The sequence below is a fragment of the Duganella sp. HH101 genome (genome assembly GCF_001758795.1).
Classification (GTDB): Bacteria; Pseudomonadota; Gammaproteobacteria; order Burkholderiales; family Burkholderiaceae_D; genus Rugamonas; species Rugamonas rivuli.
This window is the reverse complement of sequence record NZ_LRON01000032.1, coordinates 1-21,059: the sequence shown is the minus strand read 5'-3', so window position 1 is coordinate 21,059 and position 21,059 is coordinate 1. Positions and strand designations below refer to the sequence as shown.

Here is a 21,059-nt window from a genome sequence, read left to right as displayed (position 1 = left end):
TAGAGTGAACTCAGATTCTGTTTTTGTCCAGCTTATCAGCACGATGACGGCTGCTTATACTGGGCCATCTCTCCACTCTGACGGAAACCACCATGAAACTCTACGGCGCCACCCTGTCCGGCCACACCCATCGCGTACGGCTGTTCCTCAGCCTCTTGAAGCTGCCCTACGAGTTTGTCGAGATCGATATGCGCGCCCGCCAGAACCGCTCGCCCGAGCATCTGGCGCGCAACCCGTTCGGCGAAGTGCCGGTGCTGGAGGATGGCGAGCTGACGCTGGCCGATTCGACCGCGATCCTGGTCTACCTGGCCTCGCGCTACGACGACAGCGGCCGCTGGCTGCCGCGCGAGCCGGTGGCGGCGGCGCGGGTGCAGCAGTGGCTGTCCACCGCGTCCGGCAAGATCGCCTACGGCCCGTGCGCGGCGCGGCTGGTGACGGTGTTCGGCGCGCCGCTGGATCACGAGCGGGCCAAGGACATCTCCACGCGCCTGTTCGACGTGCTGGAGCGCGAGCTGGCCGGCCGCCGCTACGTGCTGGGCGAGCACGCCAGCATCGCCGACGTCGCCGCCTTCAGCTACATCGAGCATGCGCCGGAAGGCGGCGTGTCGCTCAAGCCGTACCCGAACATCCGCAGCTGGCTGGCCAATGTGCGCGCGCTGCCGGGCTTCGTGGCGATGCCGGCCACGCAGGCCGGCGTGGCGCCTGAAACACCTGAAGCGCCGGAAGCGGCTTAAGCGGGGCCGCGCCATGGACACCTCACCCTTCCACGCCGGCGAGCTGGCGATCCAGCAGCGCGTGGGCGTGCGCGAGCAGATGGCCGGCGCCGGCGCTGCCGGTGTGCGCGACTACATGCCGGACCAGCATCGCCAGTTCTTCGGCGAGCTGCCGCTGTTCTTCATCGGCGCGCTGGACGCGGCGGGGCAGCCGTGGGCGACCATGCTGGTCAACGACGCGGGCTTCATCACGACGCCCGATGCGCGCACGCTGCACATCGCCGGCGGCATGCTGGCCGGCGATCCGCTGCAGGGCCAACTGCGGGTGGGCGCTCATCTCGGCGGACTGGGACTGGTGCCCACCACGCGGCGGCGCAACCGCGTCAACGGCGTGATCGAGGCGATGGATGCGGGCGGCATGCGGGTGGCGGTGTCGCAGAGCTTCGGCAACTGCCCGCAGTACATCCAGGACCGCGTGCAGACGCCGGTGGCGGCCGCGCCTGTCGCGCAGGTGTCGAGGGCCGCCGCGTTGAGCGCGGAGGACCGTGCGCTGATCGCCCGCGCCGACACCTTCTTCATCGCCAGCGCCAATCTGGATGCGCAGGCAGGGCGCGGGCAGGGCGTCGACGTCTCGCATCGCGGCGGGCGGCCCGGCTTCGTGCGCGTGGACGACGAGCGCACGCTGACGTCGCCCGAATTCGTCGGCAACTTCTTCTTCAACACGCTGGGCAACCTGCTGGGCCATCCGCGCGCGGGTCTGCTGTTCATCGACTTCGAAAGCGGCGACATGCTGCACGTGGCGGTGGAGGCGGAGATCATTTGGGAAGGTCCGCAATTGAAGGCCTTCGCCGGCGCCGAGCAGCTGCTGCGCTTTCATGTACGCGAAGTGGTGCGCAACGTCGGCGCGCTGCCATTCCGCTGGAGCGCGCCCAAGCCCGCCTCCCAGGTGGCGCGCACCGGCAGCTGGGAGGAAGCCGACCGCGCGCAACAGGCGGCCGCGCTGACCAGCGCATGGCGACCGTACACCGTCACCGAAGTGGCGCGGGAAAGCGCCAGCGTGCAATCGTTCTATCTGGAGCCGGCCGATGGCTTGGGTGTCGCTGCTCACGTGCCGGGCCAGTTCATTTCGCTGCGGGTGCCCGCCGAAGCGCGGGACGGCGCTGCTGCGCGCATCCGCAGCTACACGCTCTCCGATGCACCCGACGGCCGCCGCTACCGCATCAGCGTCAAGCGCGACGGCGCGGTCTCTGGCTGGCTGCACGACCATCTGACTGCGGGCGGGCGAGTCGAGTTGTTGGGGCCTGGCGGCGACTTTGTCTTCGAGCGCGGCACGCAGCGCCCGGCGGTGCTGCTGTCGGCCGGCATCGGCATCACGCCGATGATCGCCATGCTGAACGGCTTGCTGGTGAACGGCAGCCGCACGCGGCATCGGCACGCGATCCACTTCTTCCACGGCGCCCGCAACCGCGACGAGCAACCGTTTGCCGAACACTTGCAGACAATGGCGGCGGGCCACCGCAACCTGAATGTCCACATACGCTACAGCGGCGGCGACGGCGCGGCCGGCGACATCGTCAACTGGCAGGCCAGCAGCGGCCGCATCGACATCGACTGGCTGAAGACGCAGCTGCCGTTCGACGACTACGATTTCTACCTGTGCGGCCCGGCCGCGTTCATGCAGCAGATGTACGACGGCCTGCGCGGCCTGAACGTCGCCGACCAGCGCATACGCTTCGAAGCCTTCGGTCCGGCCAGCATGCGGCGTAATGCCGCGCTGGCCGACAGCGTGATCCCGCCTGCCGGCGCCGCGAAGACTGCGCCCGCGAGGGCTCGGGATGCGCAGCACGCGCCGGTGCGGTTTGCGCGGTCGGGCATGTCGGCGCTGTGGGACGGCAGCGCGGCCAATCTGCTGGAGCTGGCCGAATCCAAGGGCGTCGTCGCTGAAGCGAGCTGCCGCTCCGGCCAGTGCGGCGCTTGCGCGGTCGGCCTGCTGACCGGCGAGGTCGAATACACCCGCCAATGCAGCGCCGACATCGCGCCCGGACAAGTGCTGCTGTGCTCCACGATCCCCGCCGTCGGCAGCGCCGCGCTCACGCTGGCGCTGTAGTGTGGCTGCAGCGGCTCACGGGCAGGCGCCGATGACGTAGTAACCGGCCGCCGTCTGCGCCAGCACGCTGCTGAAGAACAGGTTGTCCAGGCCCATGTTCTGATTGGAGCCGTTGGCCAGCGCGTAGCCCCCGCTGTCGTGCGCGCGCCCCGCCTGTACATGTGCATAGTTGCTGGCGTTGACGGTGGTGCAGGTCCACGCCGACGTGGTGGCGACGTTGATCGCCGCCGACAGCGCGCTCTCGCCGGAAGCGCCCACCGCCGACACGGCAAAGCTGTACGTGGTAGCGGCCGCGAGCCCTCCGGCGGTGTAGGCGGTCGTGGCCAGCGGCGACGCGGTCAGCTTGGCGCCGTTGCGATAGACATTGTAGCCGCTGGCGCCGCTGACCGCGTTCCAGCTCAAAGGCACGCTGCTGGCCGTCGGCGTGCCGGCCGCAAGGCCCGTAGGCGGCTGCAGCACCGGCGCAGTGCCGACCAGAAATTGCGCCAGCGGGCATCCTGTCGAGACCCGGCCCAGCGTGTCGGTAGCGGTGACGCTGCCGGTGTAGTAGCCGCTGGCCAGGTTGTAGGTCTTGCTGAAGCTGGCGCCGCTGCCGGCGGCGTTGTCGTTGATGGCGCTCGGCCCGTTCAGCAGCACGCCGTAGCTGGCGACACCGCCGCTGGCCGTGCCCGCGCCGCTGATGGTCACGCCGCTGCCGCTGACCACCGTGCTGCCGCAGGAGCTCATCGCCGGCCCCGGTGTCGCCGACGCCCGCAGATTATTCTTGAACCAGAAGTCCATGACGAAGGCCGGGTAGTTGAGCCGCGTGCCGTCGACGTAGTTGGCGTTCTGGCCGCCGCTGCCGGCCGGCCAGGCGTGGCCCATGCCGCTTACCGTGATCTCGTGCGTACGCACCTTGCCGTTGCTGTCGGTGTAGGGGATGTTGCTGCCGCCGCCGGCCACCGCCACGGCGGCGCCCTTGGTGTAGCTGCCGCCGTAAGCCAGGCGCATGCCGGCCGTGTCGATAGGCCCGTAGCCCTGCGCCACCGTGAAGTCGGACGTGCCCCATACCGCGCCGGCGATCTGCGTGGCGAAGGCGCCGGCGTTGGCGCCCGCCATGGCCTTGCACTTGTTGCCCGCCGTGGCGGCCGTGTACCCGGACGGCACCGCGCCTATCTGCAGCGTGGTGGTGCCCGGCGGCGGCCCCGCATTGATGCCGACGCCGGCGAAGATGTCCGGTGCCAGACAGCCCAGCACCATGGTCTCGCCGCCGCCCGACGACAGGCCGGTGACGTAGACCTGATTCGGATCGATGGCCAATTGCGGATCGTTGACGAAGCGGCCGACCAGGTCGAGCAGGATGGCGTCGTGCCCGGCGGCGCTGCGGGTGTGCGTGGTGTTGGCGTAGTCCCAGCAGTGGTTGTTGTAGACGTTGCCCGTGGCGTTGGGCGCCAGGATCACGGCCCCGTACTGGTCGGCGGCGGCCTTCCAATTGAAGCCGCCGTCGCCGGTGGTGTTGATCACGTCGCCGCCGGCCGTTTGCAGGCAACCGTGCAGCACCAGCACCAGCGCGCGCTTGCCGCCCAGCGTGGGTTGCGAGGCGGGCCAGTAGAAGTAGCCGGTGAGGTTGCCGCCGTTGACGCTGTCGGCGGCCCAGGTCTGCTGCACGCTCCAGGCGCCGGGGCCGGCAGTCACCGCCTGCGCAGCGCAGACCGTCAGCAGCAGGATCGCAGCGGCGAGCACACGCGACATCAAATGCTTGATGTGGATTGCCATGATTTGTCTCCGTGATGTGTGGGTGCGCCGGCAGGAAGATAATAGTGCAAATAAAACCATGCACAAGCACCCCAGTATTTCTACTGTTGCGCGGCGGCGGCGACGGGCTTAGGGATTAGCCCAGCGACTTGATATAGCGGGGATCGACCTGCGCGCAGTAGCTGGCGCAGGACTGGCGGGCGGCGTTGGCGGCGGCGTGCACCAGCATCTCGGCGTTGGAGTGAAAGCACATCGACACGATGATGGCCGGCGGCTCCGGCTGCACCGGCAGTTCGATGAACTCGCCGCTGTTGAGCGCATCGACCACGAACAGGCTGGGGATGGCCGCCACGCCGTAGCCGTCCTTCACCAGCTGCACGATGGCCGCCACCGACGGCGAGCAGGTGATGCGGGTCTGCTCCAGCGGCACCATCGCCAGGTTGGCCATCTTGCTGACGATCTCCTCGATCATGCGCTGCGGCGCCGTGCCGCGCCCGAAGGTCAGGATGGGCAGGGCCAGCAGGCGCTGGTTCAGGCCTTCCTTGCGCGTGTCGACCAGGCCCTTGCGAGCGATCCAGTGCAGCGGGTACACCGCCAGCGCCTCGGAGACGATGTCGCTGCTTTCCACGCCTTCGACCTGGATCACAAGATCGAGCTCGCGCGCGCGCAGCCGGCGTTCCAGCACATTGCTCATGTCGACCGCCAGGTCGACCTCCAGCTCCGGATAGGTGGTGTTCAACTCGCGGATATACTGCGCCAGCCAGCTGTGGACCACCGATTCGATCACGCCCACGCGCAGGCGGCCGCGGATCGCGCTGTCCTTCTGCGCCGCCGCCGTCAGCCGGCGCGTGGCGTCGACCACCGCCTTGGCGTGGGCCAGCAGGTACTCGGCGTTGGCGGTCAGGCGGAAGTCCTTGCTGGCGCGGTCGATCAACTCCGTTTGCAGCTCCTCCTCCAGCGTCTTGATGCGCAGCGAGATGGCGGCCGGCGTCGCGTGCAGCGCGCGCGCCGTGGCGCGGAAGCTGCGCAACTGGGCGAGGGTGACGAAGGTCTCCAGGAAGCGGGTGTTCATGGCAGACAAGAATACCTTAACCCGGCGCACCAAGATAGCGCGGAGTGGTAAGAAAAACTATACAACAACAGCAAAAATAACTAGATGGCGTGTAGGGTTATTCAAGTTTATTCTTAACTCATGCAAGTTAATCATGACTTTAAACGATAAGAACGAGACACCCGCCATGACCCCACTTCAATTACGCCACCAGGTGCGCAGCGGCGAGTTCCGCCTGCCGACCTCCGGCTACTGCGGCGCCTACGCCCAGGCCAACCTGGTGATACTGCCGCAGGCGCATGCCGACGCCTTCCTGCTGTTCTGCCAGCGCAATCAGCGCGCCTGCCCGCTGCTGGCGGTCGGCGAGCCGGGGCAGTGGAACGTCAGCGCGCTCGGCGCCGACATGGACCTGCGCAGCGACACGCCCGGCTACAACATCTACCGCGACGGCGAGCTGTCCTCCCAGACGCACGCGCTGCACGACCTGTGGCGCGATGACCTCGTGGTGTTCGCGATCGGCTGTTCGTTCTCGTTCGAGCAGATGCTGATCGACGCCGGCATCAAGCTGCGCCACATCGAGCAGCGCCGCAACGTCGCCATGTACCGCACCAATATCCGCAACCATGGCGCCGGCCCGTTCGGCGGCGAGATGGTGGTGTCGATGCGGCCGATGAAGGCCGCCGACGCGATCCGCGCGATCCAGATCACCAGCCGATTCCCGGCGGTGCACGGCGCCCCGGTGCACCTGGGCGACCCGGCGCTGATCGGCATCGCCGACATCAACCGCCCCGAATACGGCGACGCGGTCGAGATCATGCCTGACGAAATACCGGTCTTCTGGGCATGCGGCGTGACGCCGCAGGAAGCCATCCGCCATGCGCGCCTGCCGCTGGCGATCACCCACCAGCCGGGGTACATGCTCGTCACCGACATCCTCAATTCATCCTTAGCAGCGTTCTGACTTAAAACCACAGTGGCACCCACGACGGACCCGCAGCGCGCGTCCGAACGGGGAGTGCTGCGCCTGAAAAATAGGGGAGCACCATGAACACCACAGCACTATCGACCGCCGAGAAAGAAGGATTCTTCTCCTGGTTCCACGCACTGACCGGCAAGGAGCGCCGCACCTTCTGGAGCTGCAAGATCGGCTACGCGCTCGACGCGATGGACACGCAGTTCCTCAGCTTCGTGATCCCGACGCTGATCGCCACCTGGGGCCTGTCCAAGGGCGACGCCGGCTTGATCGGCACCGTCACCTTGCTCACGTCCGCCGCCGGCGGCTGGATCGCCGGCATCCTGTCGGACCGCATCGGCCGCGTCAAGACGCTGCAGCTGACCATCCTGTGGTTCGCATTCTTCACCGTGCTGTGCGGACTGGCGCAGAACTTCACGCAGTTGCTGGTGGCGCGCGGCCTGATGGGCTTCGGCATGGGCGGCGAGTGGACCGCCGGCGCCATCCTGATCGGCGAGGTAATCCGCGCCAAGGACCGCGGCAAGGCGGTCGGCATGGTGCAGGCGGGATGGGCGATAGGCTGGGGCGTGTCGGCGCTGCTGTATGCGCTGATGTTCTCGCTGCTGCCGGCCGACTGGGCCTGGCGCTCGCTGTTCCTGCTGGGGATATTGCCGGCGCTGTTCGTGATCTTCATCCGCCGCTTCGTCGACGAGCCGGAAGTGTTCGTCGCGCAGCAGAACAAGGTGGCGCCGCAGGACCGCGCCTCGTTCGCCGCGATCTTCGCGCCCAGGATGCTGAGCACCACCTTGCGTGCCGTGCTGCTGACCACCGGCGCCCAGGGCGGCTACTACGCCATTACCACCTGGCTGCCGACCTTCCTCAAGACCGAGCGCCATCTGACGGTGCTGGGCACCGGCGGCTACCTGGCGATGGTGATCGTCGGCTCCTACGTCGGCTACATCGTCAGCGCCTTCCTGACCGACTACCTGGGCCGCAAGAAGAACTTCATCCTGTTCGCCACCGGTTCGATGTGTATCGCCTTGGCCTACACCCGGCTGCCGGTGACGGACGGCGTGATGCTGTTCCTCGGCTTCCCGCTGGGCTTCTGCGTGTCCGGCGTGTTCAGCGGCATGGGCGCCTTCCTCACCGAATTGTTCCCGACCTCGATACGCGGCTCCGGCCAAGGCTTCAGCTACAACATGGGCCGCGCCATCGGCTCGCTGTTCCCGCTGATGATAGGCATGAGCAGCCAGTCGATGGCGCTGGGCGAAGCGATCGGCGTGTTTGCCGGCACAGCCTACGGCGTGATGATACTGGCCGCGCTGACGTTGCCCGAAACCGCCGGCAAACAACTTGAATCCTGACTTAGTACAGCTAACAGCAATAGTAGAGGCCACACCATGAAAAACGACATCCCCGCCCAACCACTCCGCTGGCAGTTCTGGGTCGATCGCGGCGGCACCTTCACCGACATCGTCGCACGCCGCCCGGACGGCAAGCTGGTGACGCACAAGCTGCTGTCCGAGTACCCGGAGCGCTACGAAGACGCCGTCACGCAGGGCATGCGCGACCTGCTCGGCCTGAAGACCGGCGAGCCGCTGCCGGCCGAGCAGATCGAAGTGATCAAGATGGGCACCACCGTCGCCACCAACGCGCTGCTGGAGCGCAAGGGCGCTCGCACCGCGCTGGCGATCACGCGCGGTTTCGCCGACCAGCTGCGCATCGGCTACCAGGACCGGCCGGACATCTTCGCCATGCGCATCGAGCTGCCGGACCTGATCTACGAAAAAGTGATCGAGATCGATGAACGCATAGGCGCTCGCGGCGAGGTGCTGGAAGTGCCGAACGAAGAGCGGCTGCGCGGCCAGTTCGTGGCGCTGCGGGCGATGGGCATCGACGCCATTGCCATCGTCCTGATGCACGCCTACCGCTTCCCTCAGCATGAGCAGCAGCTGCGGGCGCTGGCCGAGGAGACCGGCTTCACGCAGATCTCCGTCAGCCACCAGGTCAGCCCCTTGATGAAGATCGTCGGCCGTGGCGACACCACCGTGGTGGACGCCTACCTGTCGCCGGTGCTGCGCGACTACGTGTCGCGGGTGTCGGCCGATACGGGCGATGTACGCATCATGTTCATGCAGTCCAACGGCGGCCTGACCGACGCCCGCCGCTTCCAGGGCAAGGACGCGATCCTGTCCGGCCCCGCCGGCGGTATCGTCGGCGCGGTCAAGAGCTGCGAGGCGATAGGCCTGAAACAGGTGATCGGCTTCGACATGGGCGGCACCTCGACCGACGTGGCCCACTACGACGGCGCCTACGAGCGCGTGTTCGAAACCGTGGTGGCCGGGGTGCGGGTGCGCGCGCCGATGATGCACATCCATACCGTGGCGGCGGGCGGCGGCTCTATCTGCAGCTTCGAGAACGGCCGCTTCAAGGTGGGGCCGGAATCGGCCGGCGCCAATCCGGGGCCGGCCAGCTACCGCAAGGGCGGCCCGCTGACCGTCACCGACTGTAACGTGATGCTGGGCCGTATCCAGCCGGAGCACTTCCCGCGCGTGTTCGGCCCGAACGGCGACCAGCCGCTGGACCGCGACGTGGTGGTGCGCGCCTTCGGCGAACTGGCCGAGAAGATCGCCCGCGAAACCGGCACCCGGCTGTCGCCGTCCGCCGTGGCCGATGGCTTCCTGGCGGTGGCGGTCGACAATATGGCGCAGGCCATCAAATCGATCTCGGTGGAGCGCGGCTATGACGTCAGCCGCTACGCCATGTGCTGCTTCGGCGGCGCCGGCGGCCAGCACGCCTGCCGCGTGGCCGACGTGCTGGGCATGACCAAGATCGTCATCCATCCGTTTGCCGGCGTGCTGTCCGCGTTTGGCATGGGGCTGGCCGATATCCGCGCCATGCGCGAGGGCGCCGTCGAGCAGCCGCTCAGCGACGCCACGCTGGCCGAGCTGGGGCCGCAGCTGGTGGCGCTGGCCCGCGATGCCGCCACCGAACTGCTGGAGCAGCAGGTGGCACAGGAAGACATCCGCGTCGAACTGTGCGCGCGGCTGAAGTACCAGGACAGCGATTCGGCCTTCGTCATCCCGCTGGCCAGCATGGCCGAGATGAGCGAGGCCTTCGCGGCGCTGTATCGCGGCCGCTTCGGCTTCGTCATGGAAGGCCAGCCGCTGGTGATTGAGTCGGTGTCCGCCGAAGCGATAGGCGCGGGCGACGGCGCGGGCTTCGTCATCGAGGTGCCGGCAGGCGGCGGGGGCGATTCGCCAGGCCGCGTCTACAGCTACGTCGACGGCCAGACCGTGCCGATCGCGCTGCATGTGCGCGCCGAGCTGCCAGTGGGCAGCCGCGTTGCCGGCCCCGCGCTGATCCGCGAGGAGATCGCCACCACGGTGGTGGACGCCGGCTGGACCGCGCGCGTGCTGCCCGACCACACGCTGCTGCTGGAGCGCGGCGTGGCCGCCGGCAGCGCGCACAAGATGACCACCGCCGTGCATCCGATTCATCTGGAGATCTTCAACAACCTGTTCATGGCGATCGCCAAGCAGATGGGCACCACGCTGGAGAACACCGCCTATTCGGTCAACATGAAGGAGCGGTTGGACTTCTCCTGCGCCATCTTCGACCGCCACGGCAACCTGATCGCCAACGCGCCGCACATCCCGGTCCATCTGGGTTCGATGAGCGACAGTGTGCTGTGTGTGATCCGCGAACATGCGGCCACGATGGCGCCCGGCGACGCCTATGTGCTCAACGTGCCTTACAACGGCGGCACGCACCTGCCGGACATCACAGTGGTGTGCCCGGTGTATGGCGATGGCGCGGGAGCGTCGACGCGTGGGGAGCCGCTGTTCTACGTCGCCGCGCGCGGCCACCACGGCGACGTCGGCGGCATCACGCCGGGCTCCATGCCACCCAACAGCACCAGCATCCTGGAGGAGGGCGTCCTGCTCGATAACATCAAGATCGTCGACCGTGGCGTGTTCCAGGAGCCGATGGTGCGCGGCCTGTTCGCCGCCGGGCCTTGGCCGAGCCGCAATATCGACCAGAACATCGCCGACCTGATCGCCCAACTGGGCGCCTGCGAGACCGGCGCCAATGAACTGCTGAAGGCCACCGCCTGCTACGGCGAGGACGTGGTGCTGGCCTACATGGGCCACGTGCAGGACAACGCCGAAGCGGCCGTACGCAAGGCCATCGGCGGCCTGCGCGACGCCAGCTTCGCCTACGAGATGGACGACGGCGCCGTGCTGCGCGTGAAGCTGACCATCGACCACGCCAGCCGCAGCGCCACGGTGGACTTCACCGGCACCAGCGAGCAGCGGCCGACCAACTTCAACGCGCCGCTATCGGTCTGCAAGGCGGCCGTGCTGTACGTGTTCCGCACGCTGATCGACAGCGACATCCCGATGAACGAGGGCGTGCTCAAGCCGCTCAACCTCATTATCCCGGAAGGCTCCATGCTCAACCCGCGTTATCCGGCGGCGGTGGTCGCTGGCAATGTGGAAGTGTCGCAATATGTCACAGACGCTTTGTACGGCGCACTGGGCGTGATGTCGGCTTCGCAGGGAACGATGAATAATTTCACCTTCGGGAACGCTCAACACCAGTACTATGAAACTATTGCAGGTGGTTCCGGCGCGGGACCGGGCTTCGACGGCACGGCCGCCGTGCAGACCCACATGACCAACTCGCGCATGACCGATCCGGAGGTGCTGGAATGGCGTTTCCCGGTGCTGGTCGAAACGCATGCGATCCGGCGCGGCAGCGGCGGCGAGGGCGCGCAGCGGGGTGGCGACGGTGCGCTGCGCCGCATCCGCTTCCTGGAGGCGATGACGGCCAATATCCTGGCCGGCCACCGCCGCATCGCGCCGTTCGGGCTGGAAGGCGCGGCGCCTGGAGCGTTGGGCCGCAACTGGGTAGAGCGCGGTGATGGCTCGGTAGAGGAATTCGGCGCCACGCACACGGCCGATATGCAGGCTGGCGACGTGTTCGCCATCGAGACGCCGGGTGGCGGCGGCTTTGGCACCAAGTAAGCAAACCAACTGGAGATAACAATGAAAAAAACTATGCTGGCGCTCATGCTGGGCGCATTGGCGGGGACGGCTGCGGCGCAATCGAACGTGACGGTGTACGGCATCGTCGACATGGCGGTGGTGCGCGAGAGCGGTGGCGTTGGTGCCGCCGCCTCCAGCACCAAGTTGACCAGCGGCGTCGAGGCGGGTTCGCGGCTGGGCTTCAAGGGCAATGAGGATCTGGGCGGCGGCCTGTCGGCCATCTTCCTGCTGGAGAGCGGCTTCCAGGCCGACACCGGCGCCATGGGACAGGGCGGCTTGCTGTTCGGCCGCCAGGCCTATGTCGGCCTGCAGAGCAAGACGGCCGGCACGCTGACCTTGGGCCGCCAGTACACGCCGCAGTATCTGGCGGTGGCGGCGGTCGATCCCTTCGGCTCCGGCACGGCGGGCGACACCAAGAACCTGATGGCCTCCACCGGCAACAGCGCCAGCCGCATGGACAACGCGGTCAAGTACGCGTCGCCGGTGGTGAACGGTTTCAGTGGGGAGCTGGTCTACGGCGCGGGCGAGGTGGCGGGCGACAGCTCGGCGCAGCGCCAGTTCGGCGGCGCGCTGGCGTATGCCAATGGTGGGCTGGTGCTGCGTCTCGCGCACCACAATCGCAACAACGACACCGCGACGTTGAAGAACACCAGCCGCGCGAGGAATACCGTGGTGACGGCGCTGTATGACTTCGGCGTGGCGAAGGCGCACTTCGCGTATGGCGTCGACAAGGGCTTGAACAGCGCCTTGCCGCGCAACCTGAACAACCCGTTCGGCTATGCGGTCGCGCCGACGCCTTCCACCGACAGCAGCGTGGTGCTGCTGGGCGTGACGGTGCCGCAGGGCTTCGGTACGTGGATAGGCTCCTATATCCGCAAGAACGACAAGACCGGTTTCAATCAGGATGCGGAGCAGCTGGCGGCGGGCTACCGCTACTATCTCTCCAAACGTACCGACTTGTATGGGGTGTACGCGTACATCCGCAACAAGAACGGCGCCGGCTACACGGTCGGAAGCGCGATCGAAGGCGGCACAGGCAATCGTGGTCTTAATCTCGGCATTCGCCATGTTTTCTAAGGAGCGGTCATGAAAAAACTATTCAAGGGTATGGTAGCGGCGCTGATGATGTTGGCGGCTTTGGGCGCGGGTGCGGCGGAGAAGGGCACGGCCGACGAGGCGGTGGCGATGGTCAAGAAGGCCAGCGAGTTCCTGAAGAAGAACGGCAAGGAGAAAGCCTTCGCCGAGTTCAATAATCCGAAGGGACAGTTCATCCACAAGGATCTGTACATCTTCGCCTTCGGCGCCAACGGCGACGGCGTGGAACTGGCCAACGGCGCCAACGTCAAGCTGGTCGGCAAGAACGTGCTGGAGATGAAGGACGCCGACGGCAAGTTCCTGATCAAGGACATCCTGGCGCTGGGCATGAGCAAGGAAGGCAAGGGCTGGGTCGATTACAAATGGCCCAACCCAAGCACCGGCACTGTCGACGGCAAGCGCACCTACGTCGAGCGCGTGGACGACGTCGTGATCGGCTGCGGAATCTACAAGTAAACCGTTGGGGTCAAGTCTGACATTTGGACACGGCCTCAGCCATAGTTGCCTGGCTAAAGTCGAGCTCGTGTCCAAATGTCAGACTTGACCCCGGAGTTTAGTATTTGAGCGAGCGCCGCATCACCAGCGGCGGCGGCTCCATCGGGTTGGCGTGCGAGTATTCGAGTTCCTCGGCCAGCTCGAACTCGAAGGCGGTGTAGAAATCGATCAGCTTGGGCTGGTCGCCTCGCACCGCCAGCCGCACTTCTTCCACGCCCGATGACAGGCCGTGATGGATCACCGCCTCCAGCAGATGCTGCGACAGATTGCTGCCCCGGTACTGCGGCAGCACGCCCATGCGGCACACTTCCCACACGTCCGGCTCCGCATCGAGCGGCAGCCAGCGCACCGAACCCACCGGCTGCTCGTCGACCAGCAAAACAAAACCGCCGCCCGCACGCAGATGTTCTGCGACGAGTACGGCGGTTTCGCGGTGTCCGCTGGAAGTGACGTTGACCTTGCCGGCCCACGCGGCGCGCGTGAGGTCGGCAATCAGCCTGGCATCGTCATTCGTCGCTTCGCGGACCACGATGTTCATGCAAGTCCTTAGCGGATGCGCATGCCCGGCTCAGCGCCCGGCCATGGATTGAGAATGTAGATGCCTGGATTGGCCTTCTCGTCCTTGGCTGAACCGGCCAGCACCATGCCCTCCGAGACGCCGAACTTCATCTTGCGCGGCGCAAGGTTGGCCACCATCACGGTCAGCTTGCCGACCAGTTCTTCCGGCTGGTACATGGACTTGATGCCCGAGAAGACATTGCGCAGACGGCCTTCGCCCACGTCCAGCGTCAGGCGCAGCAGCTTGTCCGAACCATCCACATGCTCGCAGTTGACGATCTTGGCCACGCGCAGGTCGATCTTGACGAAGTCGTCGATGCTGATCTGCGGCGCCAGTTCCTCCACGCCTTCCGGCATCGGCAGCGCTGGCGCGGCTGGCGCGGCGGCAGCGGCTTGCTTGGCCGGCTTGGCGGCGGCGGCCGGTGCGGCAGCTGCGGGCGTCCCTGCGGACGCCCCCTGCTGCGCCGGCGCATCGAACAGGTCTTCGATCATCTTGGCGTCGACGCGGGTCATCAGGTGCGCGTAGGCGCCGATGGTACGGCCCAGCATGGCGTTTGACACCACGCCGCTGGCGACGTCGGTATCGGCCCACACCAGTTGCTCGTCGTTGAGGAACTTCGACACATTGGCGGCCACGCCCGGCAGTACCGGCGACAGCAAAATGGTCAGCTGGCGGAACAGGATCAGCGCGGTGGTGCAGACATCGTGCAGTTCGGCCAGCTTGGCCTCGTCCTTGGCCAGTATCCACGGCTTGTTCTCGTCGACATACTGGTTGGTGATGTCGGCGATCTCCATGATCTCGCGCAGTGCCTTGCCGAACTCGCGCGCCTCGAAATTGGCGGCGATGCTGACCTGGCGTTCGACGCCGTCGGCGGTGATCAGCGCGCGCTTGATCCAGCCCTGCGCGCCGTCGGACAAGGAGGTGGCCAGCTTGCCGTCGAATTTCTTGGCGATGAAGCCGGCGCAGCGCGAAGCGATGTTGACGTACTTGCCGATCAAGTCGCTGTTGACGCGGGCCACGAAGTCGTCGCCGGTGAAGTCCAGGTCTTCCACCTTGGAGTTCAGCTTGAAGGCGATGTAGTAGCGCAGCCATTCCGGGTTCATGCCCAGGTTCAGGTAGCGCAGCGGCGAGATGCCGGTGCCGCGCGACTTCGACATCTTTTCGTTGTTGACGGTCAGGTGGCCGTGCACGTTGACCTTGAGCTTGTCGATCACCGGATGGTCGGCGAAGTTCAGCATGGCCGGCCAGAACAGCAGGTGGAAGGAGACGATGTCCTTGCCGATGAAGTGGATCTGCTCGGTGCCGGGATCTTTCAGCAGCGCCTCGTAGTCGATGCCTTTTTTCTCGCAGTAGTTCTTCAGGCTGGCCAGGTAGCCGACCGGCGCGTCCAGCCACACATAGAAGAACTTGCCCGGCGCGTCAGGAATCGGGATGCCGAAGTAGGGCGCGTCGCGCGAGATATCCCAGTCCGCCAGCTTCTCGCCGGCTTCGCCCAGCCATTCGCTGACCTTGTTGACCATCTCAGGCTGCAAGCGGCCCGGCGTGTTCAGCCAGTCCTTGAGGAACTGGTAGCAGCGCGGGTCGGACAGCTTGAAGAAGTACTGCTCCGAATCCTTCAGAATCGGCGTGGCGTTGGTGAACACCGAGAACGGGTTGATCAGTTCGGTCGGCTGGTAGGCCGCGCCGCACACTTCGCAGTTGTCGCCGTACTGGTCCTTGGCGTGGCAGGTCGGGCACTCGCCCTTGATGTTGCGGTCCGCCAGGAACATGCCTTTGACCGGGTCGTAGAAGCGCGGCACGATCTTGGTCTGGATCAGGCCGTTGTCGCGCAGCTTGCGGTAGATGCCCTGCGACAGTTCGACGTTTTCCGGCGAATCGGTCGAGTACCAGTTGTCGAAGGCGATGTGGAAACCGTCCAGGTACTGGGCGCGGCCGGCCGCGATCTTGGCGACGAATTCCTGCGGCGTGATGCCTTCTTTTTCGGCGGCGATCATGATCGGCGTGCCGTGGGTGTCGTCGGCGCCGACAAAGTGCACCACGCGTTGGGCGTCGCCGTCGCGCTGCATTCGCTGGAACCGGACCCAGATGTCGGCCTGGATGTACTCCATCATGTGGCCAATATGGAAAGCGGCGTTAGCGTAGGGCAGGGCAGTGGTGACGAACAGCTTGCGGGTCATGGTTGATGCACTTTGTGGGTGGAAAAAGAGCATTTTAACAGTGGAAGCCGCTACTGCGCACGTTCGAGGGGATTTCTGTCGCGATGCGCTAGAATGAGGGCACATTTTACGGAGAGAGTTACATGAGCATCACAGTAGAAGACGTCAAAGCCGCGCTGTCCCAAATCGTTGACCCAAATACAACGAAAGACTATGTGTCCGGCAAGGCCGTGAAGAATCTGAAGGTCGATGGCGGCGACATCTCGCTCGACATCGAGCTGGGCTACCCGGCCAGGAGCCAGTTCGACGCCATCCGCGCCAGCGTCATCGCCGCGCTGCGCGTGCTGCCGGGCGCCGGCAACGTCAGCGTCAACGTGCACAGCAAGGTCATCTCGCACACTGTGCAGCGCGGCCTCAAGCTGATGCCCAACGTGAAGAACATCATCGCCGTGGCCTCCGGCAAGGGCGGCGTCGGCAAATCGACCACCGCCGTCAACCTGGCGCTGGCGCTGGCCGCCGAGGGCGCCTCGGTCGGCCTGCTGGACGCCGACATCTACGGCCCGTCGCAGCCGATGATGCTGGGCGTGTCCGGCCGTCCGGAAACCAAGGACGGCAAGACCATGGAGCCGCTGGAAAACTACGGCGTGCAGGTGTCGTCGATCGGCTTCCTGATCGACCCGGACGAGCCGATGGTGTGGCGCGGCCCGATGGTCACGCAGGCGCTGCAGCAGCTGCTGGAGCAGACCAACTGGCGCGACCTCGACTACCTGATCGTCGACATGCCGCCCGGCACCGGCGACATCCAGTTGACCTTGTCGCAGAAAGTGCCCGTCACCGGCGCCGTCATCGTCACCACGCCGCAGGACATCGCGCTGCTGGACGCGCGCAAGGGCTTGAAGATGTTCGAGAAGGTCGGCATCCCCATCCTCGGCATCGTCGAGAACATGAGCACCCACATCTGCTCCAACTGCGGCCAAGCGGAGGAAATCTTCGGCGCCGGCGGCGGCGCCAAGATGTGCAAGGACTTCAATGTCGAATTCCTCGGCGCCTTGCCGCTGACGCTGGCGATCCGCGAGCAGGCCGATTCCGGCAAGCCGACCGTGGTCGCCGAGCCGGACGGCCAGATCGCCGCCATCTACAAGGACATCGCCCGCAAGATTGCAGTGCAGGTCTCGGAGAAGGCCAAAGATATGACCAGCAAGTTCCCCAGCATCGTAATCAAGAACGATTAACTAACCACGGAGATACCTACATGATGAAGAAAATCGCAGCCGCAGCAGCCTTGCTGAGCCTGAGCTTTGCCGCCTTTGCCCAGCAATCGGTATCGTTTGTCGAACCGGCCGACGGCGCCACCGTGACCAGCCCGGTCAAGGTCAAGTTCGCCGTCACCGGTATGGAAGTCAAGCCAGCCGGCGACATGACGGCCAACACCGGCCACCATCACCTGCTGATCAACGCCGCGCCGGTCAAGGCTGGCGTAGTCGTGCCTGCCGATGAACACCACATCCACTTCGGCAAGGGCCAGACCGAAACCGAAGTCAAGCTGGCGCCGGGCACCTATGTGCTGTCGATGCAGTTCGCCAACGGCCTGCACCAGTCCTACGGCCCAGGCATGGCCAAGGACATCAAGATCACCGTCAAGTAAGGCGATCGCCGCGATGGTTGCGCGCAGCCCACACTGCGCGTAACTTTTCCAAAAAAAGTATTAAAAAACGCAACTCCATGGGTTAGCATGCGGCTTTCTTTTGCCGAGAGCCAGCCTTGACATCGCCCCATCTGCACGCGGTCCCCGCATCGGCCGCGCACCACGCCGCCCCTGAATTCTGCCCCGGGTGCCAGACCCGTCTCGGCGTCAATTTCTGCCCCCAGTGCGGCCAGGAGTCCGTGCTGCATCCGCCCAGCATGGGCGAATTCGTCGCCGAGTTCATCGGCCACTACGTCGCCATCGAGGGCAAGCTGTGGCGCACGATGGGCCAGTTGCTGCTGCGTCCGGGCGCCTTGACGAAGGCCTATATGGCCGGCAAGCGCGTCAACTACATGCAGCCGCTGCGGCTGTTCCTGACCTTGAGCGTGATCCTGTTCGCGCTGCTGCAGTTCAGCGGCTTTTCGGTCGGTGAGAGCACCAAGGAAGGCCGTGCCGCGAAGGCGCCGTCGGTCAGCGCCGATATCGGCAAAACAGAGGTGCGCGAGGCGGGCGCGGCCAACATTACCCGCCACGAGGTCAAGCTGGGCTACTACAACTTCGGCGTGGACGTCACGCCGGACGGCAACCAGGTCAACTTCGGCATGACGCTGCCCAGCACCGACAATCCATCCTTGGCGCTGACCGCCTTGCGCATCGTGTTCCCGACCTTCCAGCAATCGCTCGACCGCTACTATGCCTTGCCGCCCGAGCAAAAGGCCGAGCGCATGACGCATGGCTTCTTCGCCCGCATGCCGTATGTGATCTTCTTTATGGTGCCGGTGTTTGCCTTGTTCCTCAAACTGCTGTACCTGCCGTCGGGCCGGCGTTATGGCGAATATCTGCTGTTCGCGCTGCACGTCAACGCCTTCGCCTTCTTCGTCATGGCGCTGGTGCACCTGGCGCCGTGGCATTGGGGCGTCCGGATGCTGCTGGCGGTGCTGTTCCTGTATATCGCCCGGGCCATGCAGAACGTCTATGGCGGCGCAGCGCTGGCGACGATCGCCCGCTGGCTGGTGCTGATGGTTGCCTACCTGCTGACGCTGGCCGTCATCATCCCCCAGGTGATGCTGTTCGTATCGCTGTCGTCGGCCTGATGGAAAAGCGAATGGCGCCGCCGCGCCTTGGCTGATCTAAGCCGCAAGGCCTTGTTTTGAAACCGGTTTTTCGTCGCCGCCCGCCAGCCGGATAGCGAATTGCCGGTGCCGGGCGGACTCCGTAAGCTGTGGTTTTCCTTCACCACGTCAACGGAGTACGCCATGCGTTTGAATCACCTGAGTTTCCCATCCAACGACGTCGCCGCCAGCGTCGCCTTCTTCGAGCGCCAGCTGGGCTGCCGCGTCGAGCTGGCCGGCCCCGTCAGCATCCTCAAGCGCGACGGCTTCGACATCGTCATCGAAGACTGCGGCGACCGTACTGCCGTCTGGCCGCACAACTTCCATCTCGGTTTCGAGCTGCCCAGCGCCGACGAAGTGCGCGCCATGTACCAGCGATTCAAGCAGGACGGCGTCACCATGAAAACCGAAGTGTTCTATCACGAACGCGGCTCGCGCTTCTTCTGTGAAGCGCCCGGCGGCCTGCTGTTTGAGATCAACACCCGAGCCGACGCCGAAGAGCGGTATCGCCGCACCTTCGCCGACGCGGTAAAATAGCTTCTTTTACACATAAGCATTCCTACTTCGATGACTACTGCACCAGCCAAGCCAGTCCGCACCCGTTTCGCACCCAGCCCAACCGGCTTCCTCCACCTGGGCGGCGCCCGCACGGCGCTGTACTCCTGGGCCTACGCCCGCCACTTCGGCGGCACCTTCGTGCTGCGCATCGAGGACACCGACCTGGAGCGTTCGACCCCGGAAGCGGTGCAAGCCATCATCGAAGGCATGGAATGGCTGGGCCTGAGCCACGACGAAGGCCCGTTCTACCAGATGCAGCGCATGGACCGCTACCGCGAAGTGGTGGCGCAGATGCTGGAAGCCGGCACCGCCTACCATTGCTACTCGTCGCCGGAAGAAGTCGAAGCGATGCGCGAGCGCATGCGCGAAGCCGGCGAGAAGCCGCGCTACGACGGCACCTGGCGTCCGGAACCGGGCAAGACCCTGCCGGCCATCCCTGCCGACCGCAAGCCGGTGGTGCGCTTCAAGAACCCGCTGGATGGCGAAGTGAGCTGGGACGATTTCGTCAAAGGCACTATCACCATCGGCAACAAGGAACTGGACGACCTGGTCATCGCGCGCCCGGACGGTACGCCGACCTATAACTTCTGCGTCGCCGTCGACGACTGGGACATGGAAATCAGCCACGTGCTGCGCGGCGACGACCACGTCAACAACACGCCACGCCAGATCAACATTCTGCGCGCCATCGGCGCACCGCTGCCGCTGTACGGCCACCTGCCGATGATCTTGGGCGCCGACGGCCAGAAGATGTCCAAGCGTAAGGACGCCGTCAACGTCATGGATTACCCGGCGCAAGGCTATCTGCCGGAGGCGATCCTGAACTACCTGGCGCGCCTGGGCTGGAGCCATGGCGACGACGAAGTGTTTTCGATGGAGCAGGTGTGCGCCTGGTTCGACGGCACCCACCTGTCGAACTCGGCCGCGCAGTTCAACATCGAGAAACTGAACTGGCTCAACAACCACTACATCAAGCAGGCCGACAACAAGCGCCTGGCTGCGCTGGCGCAGCCGCGCATGCTGGCCGCCGGCGCCGTGCTGGAAGGCGAGGGCGCGCCGTCGCTGCCAGCCGTGCTGGCGCTGATGAAGGAGCGCGTCAACACCGTCAACGAACTGGCCGACGCCGCCATGCTGTTCTTCCGCGCGCCGCAGCCGGACGCCGCGCTGATGACCCAGCACCTGACCGACGCCGTCAAGCCGGCGCTGGCCCAGTTTGCCGAGCGTTGCAAAACGGTGGAGTGGACCAAGGAAGCGCTGGCCGCGATGATCAAGGAAGTATTGGCCGCCAACACGCTGAAGATGCCGCAGATGGCGATGCCGCTGCGTCTGATCGTCACCGGCCAGCTGCAAACCCCTGCCATCGATGCCGTGCTGCAGATCTTCGGCCGCGACGTCATCCTGACCCGCCTCGCCAAGTTTCTGTGATTCTGCATTGAATCCTGAGCAAAGTTGCAAAAGGGTATTTGCATAGTGCAGCTTCTTTGCTATACTCTTGTTTCTGCAGCAAACGGGGGTATAGCTCAGCTGGGAGAGCGCTTGCATGGCATGCAAGAGGTCAGCGGTTCGATCCCGCTTACCTCCACCACGTTGCAGAATTGGTTGTTCGCAGTCCCCATCGTCTAGAGGCCTAGGACATCACCCTTTCACGGTGAGTACGGGGGTTCGAATCCCCCTGGGGACGCCAAAGTTGTAGATGTTGTAGTTGACGTTGTTTGTACTGATTGTTTGATGTTTGGCTTTATGCTGGATAGATACAAGTAGTGAAAACAAAAGTCGCGCAAGCGGCTTTTAT

Annotated in this window: 16 protein-coding genes and 2 tRNA genes; 14 read left to right on the top strand and 4 right to left on the bottom strand. The window is 65.3% G+C overall.

Annotated features, from left to right (window positions below):
• Positions 1-92: 92 nt before the first annotated feature.
• Both DUGA2_RS29925 and DUGA2_RS29920 read left to right on the top strand, forming a co-directional pair.
• On the top strand, positions 93-734 hold the full coding sequence (locus DUGA2_RS29925) for a glutathione S-transferase family protein (RefSeq protein WP_070272988.1): 642 nt from the start codon (positions 93-95) through the stop codon (positions 732-734).
• Between the two features lie 13 nt (positions 735-747).
• Positions 748-2,820, top strand: a complete 2,073-nt coding sequence (locus DUGA2_RS29920; RefSeq protein ID WP_070272987.1) for a pyridoxamine 5'-phosphate oxidase family protein — start codon at positions 748-750, stop codon at positions 2,818-2,820.
• Between the two features lie 15 nt (positions 2,821-2,835).
• On the opposite strand, the gene DUGA2_RS29915 is transcribed toward DUGA2_RS29920, so the two are convergent.
• Together DUGA2_RS29915 and DUGA2_RS29910 are read right to left on the bottom strand one after the other, a co-directional pair.
• Entirely contained in the window at positions 2,836-4,575 is a 1,740-nt protein-coding gene (locus DUGA2_RS29915) for a PHB depolymerase family esterase (RefSeq protein ID WP_070272986.1), read from the bottom strand.
• Between the two features lie 115 nt (positions 4,576-4,690).
• Entirely contained in the window at positions 4,691-5,626 is a 936-nt protein-coding gene (locus DUGA2_RS29910; protein WP_008450047.1) for a LysR family transcriptional regulator, read from the bottom strand.
• A gap of 133 nt (positions 5,627-5,759) precedes the next feature.
• Here DUGA2_RS29910 and DUGA2_RS29905 point away from each other — a divergent pair, with 133 nt between their 5' ends.
• The 5 genes from DUGA2_RS29905 (at position 5,760) to DUGA2_RS29885 (ending at position 13,159) form a co-directional block, all read left to right on the top strand.
• A complete protein-coding gene (locus tag DUGA2_RS29905; RefSeq protein ID WP_286162330.1) occupies positions 5,760-6,566 on the top strand; it encodes a putative hydro-lyase in 807 nt (268 codons plus the stop codon).
• Between the two features lie 83 nt (positions 6,567-6,649).
• Positions 6,650-7,921, top strand: coding sequence for an MFS transporter (locus tag DUGA2_RS29900; RefSeq protein WP_070272984.1), 1,272 nt, complete (start codon positions 6,650-6,652; stop codon positions 7,919-7,921).
• Positions 7,922-7,957: 36 nt separating this feature from the next.
• A complete protein-coding gene (locus tag DUGA2_RS29895; RefSeq protein WP_070272983.1) occupies positions 7,958-11,587 on the top strand; it encodes a hydantoinase B/oxoprolinase family protein in 3,630 nt (1,209 codons plus the stop codon).
• A gap of 21 nt (positions 11,588-11,608) precedes the next feature.
• The gene (locus DUGA2_RS29890) at positions 11,609-12,685 is read left to right on the top strand and encodes a porin (protein WP_070272982.1); all 1,077 of its coding nucleotides are present in this window, start codon (positions 11,609-11,611) and stop codon (positions 12,683-12,685) included.
• A gap of 9 nt (positions 12,686-12,694) precedes the next feature.
• Complete coding sequence (locus DUGA2_RS29885; RefSeq protein ID WP_070272981.1) at positions 12,695-13,159, top strand: cache domain-containing protein; 465 nt, start codon at positions 12,695-12,697, stop codon at positions 13,157-13,159.
• A gap of 97 nt (positions 13,160-13,256) precedes the next feature.
• Here the strand turns inward: DUGA2_RS29885 and DUGA2_RS29880 are convergent, their stop codons facing one another.
• Together DUGA2_RS29880 and metG are read right to left on the bottom strand one after the other, a co-directional pair.
• Entirely contained in the window at positions 13,257-13,736 is a 480-nt protein-coding gene (locus tag DUGA2_RS29880; protein ID WP_070272980.1) for a GNAT family N-acetyltransferase, read from the bottom strand.
• Between the two features lie 8 nt (positions 13,737-13,744).
• Complete coding sequence (gene metG / locus DUGA2_RS29875; RefSeq protein ID WP_373994860.1) at positions 13,745-16,039, bottom strand: methionine--tRNA ligase; 2,295 nt, start codon at positions 16,037-16,039, stop codon at positions 13,745-13,747.
• A 17-nt stretch (positions 16,040-16,056) separates the two neighbouring features.
• Between metG and apbC the strand changes: the two genes are divergently transcribed.
• The 7 genes from apbC to DUGA2_RS29840 all read left to right on the top strand — a co-directional run bounded on the left by apbC (position 16,057) and on the right by DUGA2_RS29840 (position 20,951).
• Positions 16,057-17,145, top strand: coding sequence for an iron-sulfur cluster carrier protein ApbC (gene apbC, locus DUGA2_RS29870; protein ID WP_070272978.1), 1,089 nt, complete (start codon positions 16,057-16,059; stop codon positions 17,143-17,145).
• 20 nt (positions 17,146-17,165) lie between these two features.
• On the top strand, positions 17,166-17,558 hold the full coding sequence (locus DUGA2_RS29865; RefSeq protein ID WP_070272977.1) for a DUF4399 domain-containing protein: 393 nt from the start codon (positions 17,166-17,168) through the stop codon (positions 17,556-17,558).
• A gap of 116 nt (positions 17,559-17,674) precedes the next feature.
• A complete protein-coding gene (locus DUGA2_RS29860) occupies positions 17,675-18,691 on the top strand; it encodes a DUF3667 domain-containing protein (protein ID WP_141753426.1) in 1,017 nt (338 codons plus the stop codon).
• Positions 18,692-18,853: 162 nt separating this feature from the next.
• Positions 18,854-19,246 carry a VOC family protein gene (locus DUGA2_RS29855; RefSeq protein ID WP_070272975.1) on the top strand — a complete coding sequence of 131 codons (393 nt, stop codon included), beginning with the start codon at positions 18,854-18,856 and terminating at the stop codon, positions 19,244-19,246.
• A gap of 30 nt (positions 19,247-19,276) precedes the next feature.
• The gene (gltX, locus tag DUGA2_RS29850) at positions 19,277-20,692 is read left to right on the top strand and encodes a glutamate--tRNA ligase (RefSeq protein ID WP_070272974.1); all 1,416 of its coding nucleotides are present in this window, start codon (positions 19,277-19,279) and stop codon (positions 20,690-20,692) included.
• An 84-nt stretch (positions 20,693-20,776) separates the two neighbouring features.
• Positions 20,777-20,852 (top strand) — tRNA-Ala (locus DUGA2_RS29845).
• A gap of 23 nt (positions 20,853-20,875) precedes the next feature.
• A tRNA-Glu gene (locus DUGA2_RS29840) sits at positions 20,876-20,951 on the top strand.
• The last annotated feature ends 108 nt before the right edge of the window (positions 20,952-21,059 follow it).

Excerpts from the sequence above, each read along its gene's own strand:
- DUGA2_RS29865 (WP_070272977.1), top strand. The coding sequence starts at position 17,166 with ATGATGAAGAAAATCGCAGCCGCAGCAGCCTTGCTGAGCCTGAGCTTT.
- metG (WP_373994860.1), bottom strand. The coding sequence starts at position 16,039 with ATGTGCCCTCATTCTAGCGCATCGCGACAGAAATCCCCTCGAACGTGC.
- DUGA2_RS29925 (WP_070272988.1), top strand. The coding sequence starts at position 93 with ATGAAACTCTACGGCGCCACCCTGTCCGGCCACACCCATCGCGTACGG.
- DUGA2_RS29920 (WP_070272987.1), top strand. The coding sequence starts at position 748 with ATGGACACCTCACCCTTCCACGCCGGCGAGCTGGCGATCCAGCAGCGC.
- DUGA2_RS29885 (WP_070272981.1), top strand. The coding sequence starts at position 12,695 with ATGAAAAAACTATTCAAGGGTATGGTAGCGGCGCTGATGATGTTGGCG.
- DUGA2_RS29895 (WP_070272983.1), top strand. The coding sequence starts at position 7,958 with ATGAAAAACGACATCCCCGCCCAACCACTCCGCTGGCAGTTCTGGGTC.
- DUGA2_RS29900 (WP_070272984.1), top strand. The coding sequence starts at position 6,650 with ATGAACACCACAGCACTATCGACCGCCGAGAAAGAAGGATTCTTCTCC.
- DUGA2_RS29880 (WP_070272980.1), bottom strand. The coding sequence starts at position 13,736 with ATGAACATCGTGGTCCGCGAAGCGACGAATGACGATGCCAGGCTGATT.
- gltX (WP_070272974.1), top strand. The coding sequence starts at position 19,277 with ATGACTACTGCACCAGCCAAGCCAGTCCGCACCCGTTTCGCACCCAGC.
- DUGA2_RS29890 (WP_070272982.1), top strand. The coding sequence starts at position 11,609 with ATGAAAAAAACTATGCTGGCGCTCATGCTGGGCGCATTGGCGGGGACG.
- DUGA2_RS29910 (WP_008450047.1), bottom strand. The coding sequence starts at position 5,626 with ATGAACACCCGCTTCCTGGAGACCTTCGTCACCCTCGCCCAGTTGCGC.
- apbC (WP_070272978.1), top strand. The coding sequence starts at position 16,057 with ATGAGCATCACAGTAGAAGACGTCAAAGCCGCGCTGTCCCAAATCGTT.
- DUGA2_RS29905 (WP_286162330.1), top strand. The coding sequence starts at position 5,760 with ATGACTTTAAACGATAAGAACGAGACACCCGCCATGACCCCACTTCAA.
- DUGA2_RS29855 (WP_070272975.1), top strand. The coding sequence starts at position 18,854 with ATGCGTTTGAATCACCTGAGTTTCCCATCCAACGACGTCGCCGCCAGC.
- DUGA2_RS29915 (WP_070272986.1), bottom strand. The coding sequence starts at position 4,575 with ATGGCAATCCACATCAAGCATTTGATGTCGCGTGTGCTCGCCGCTGCG.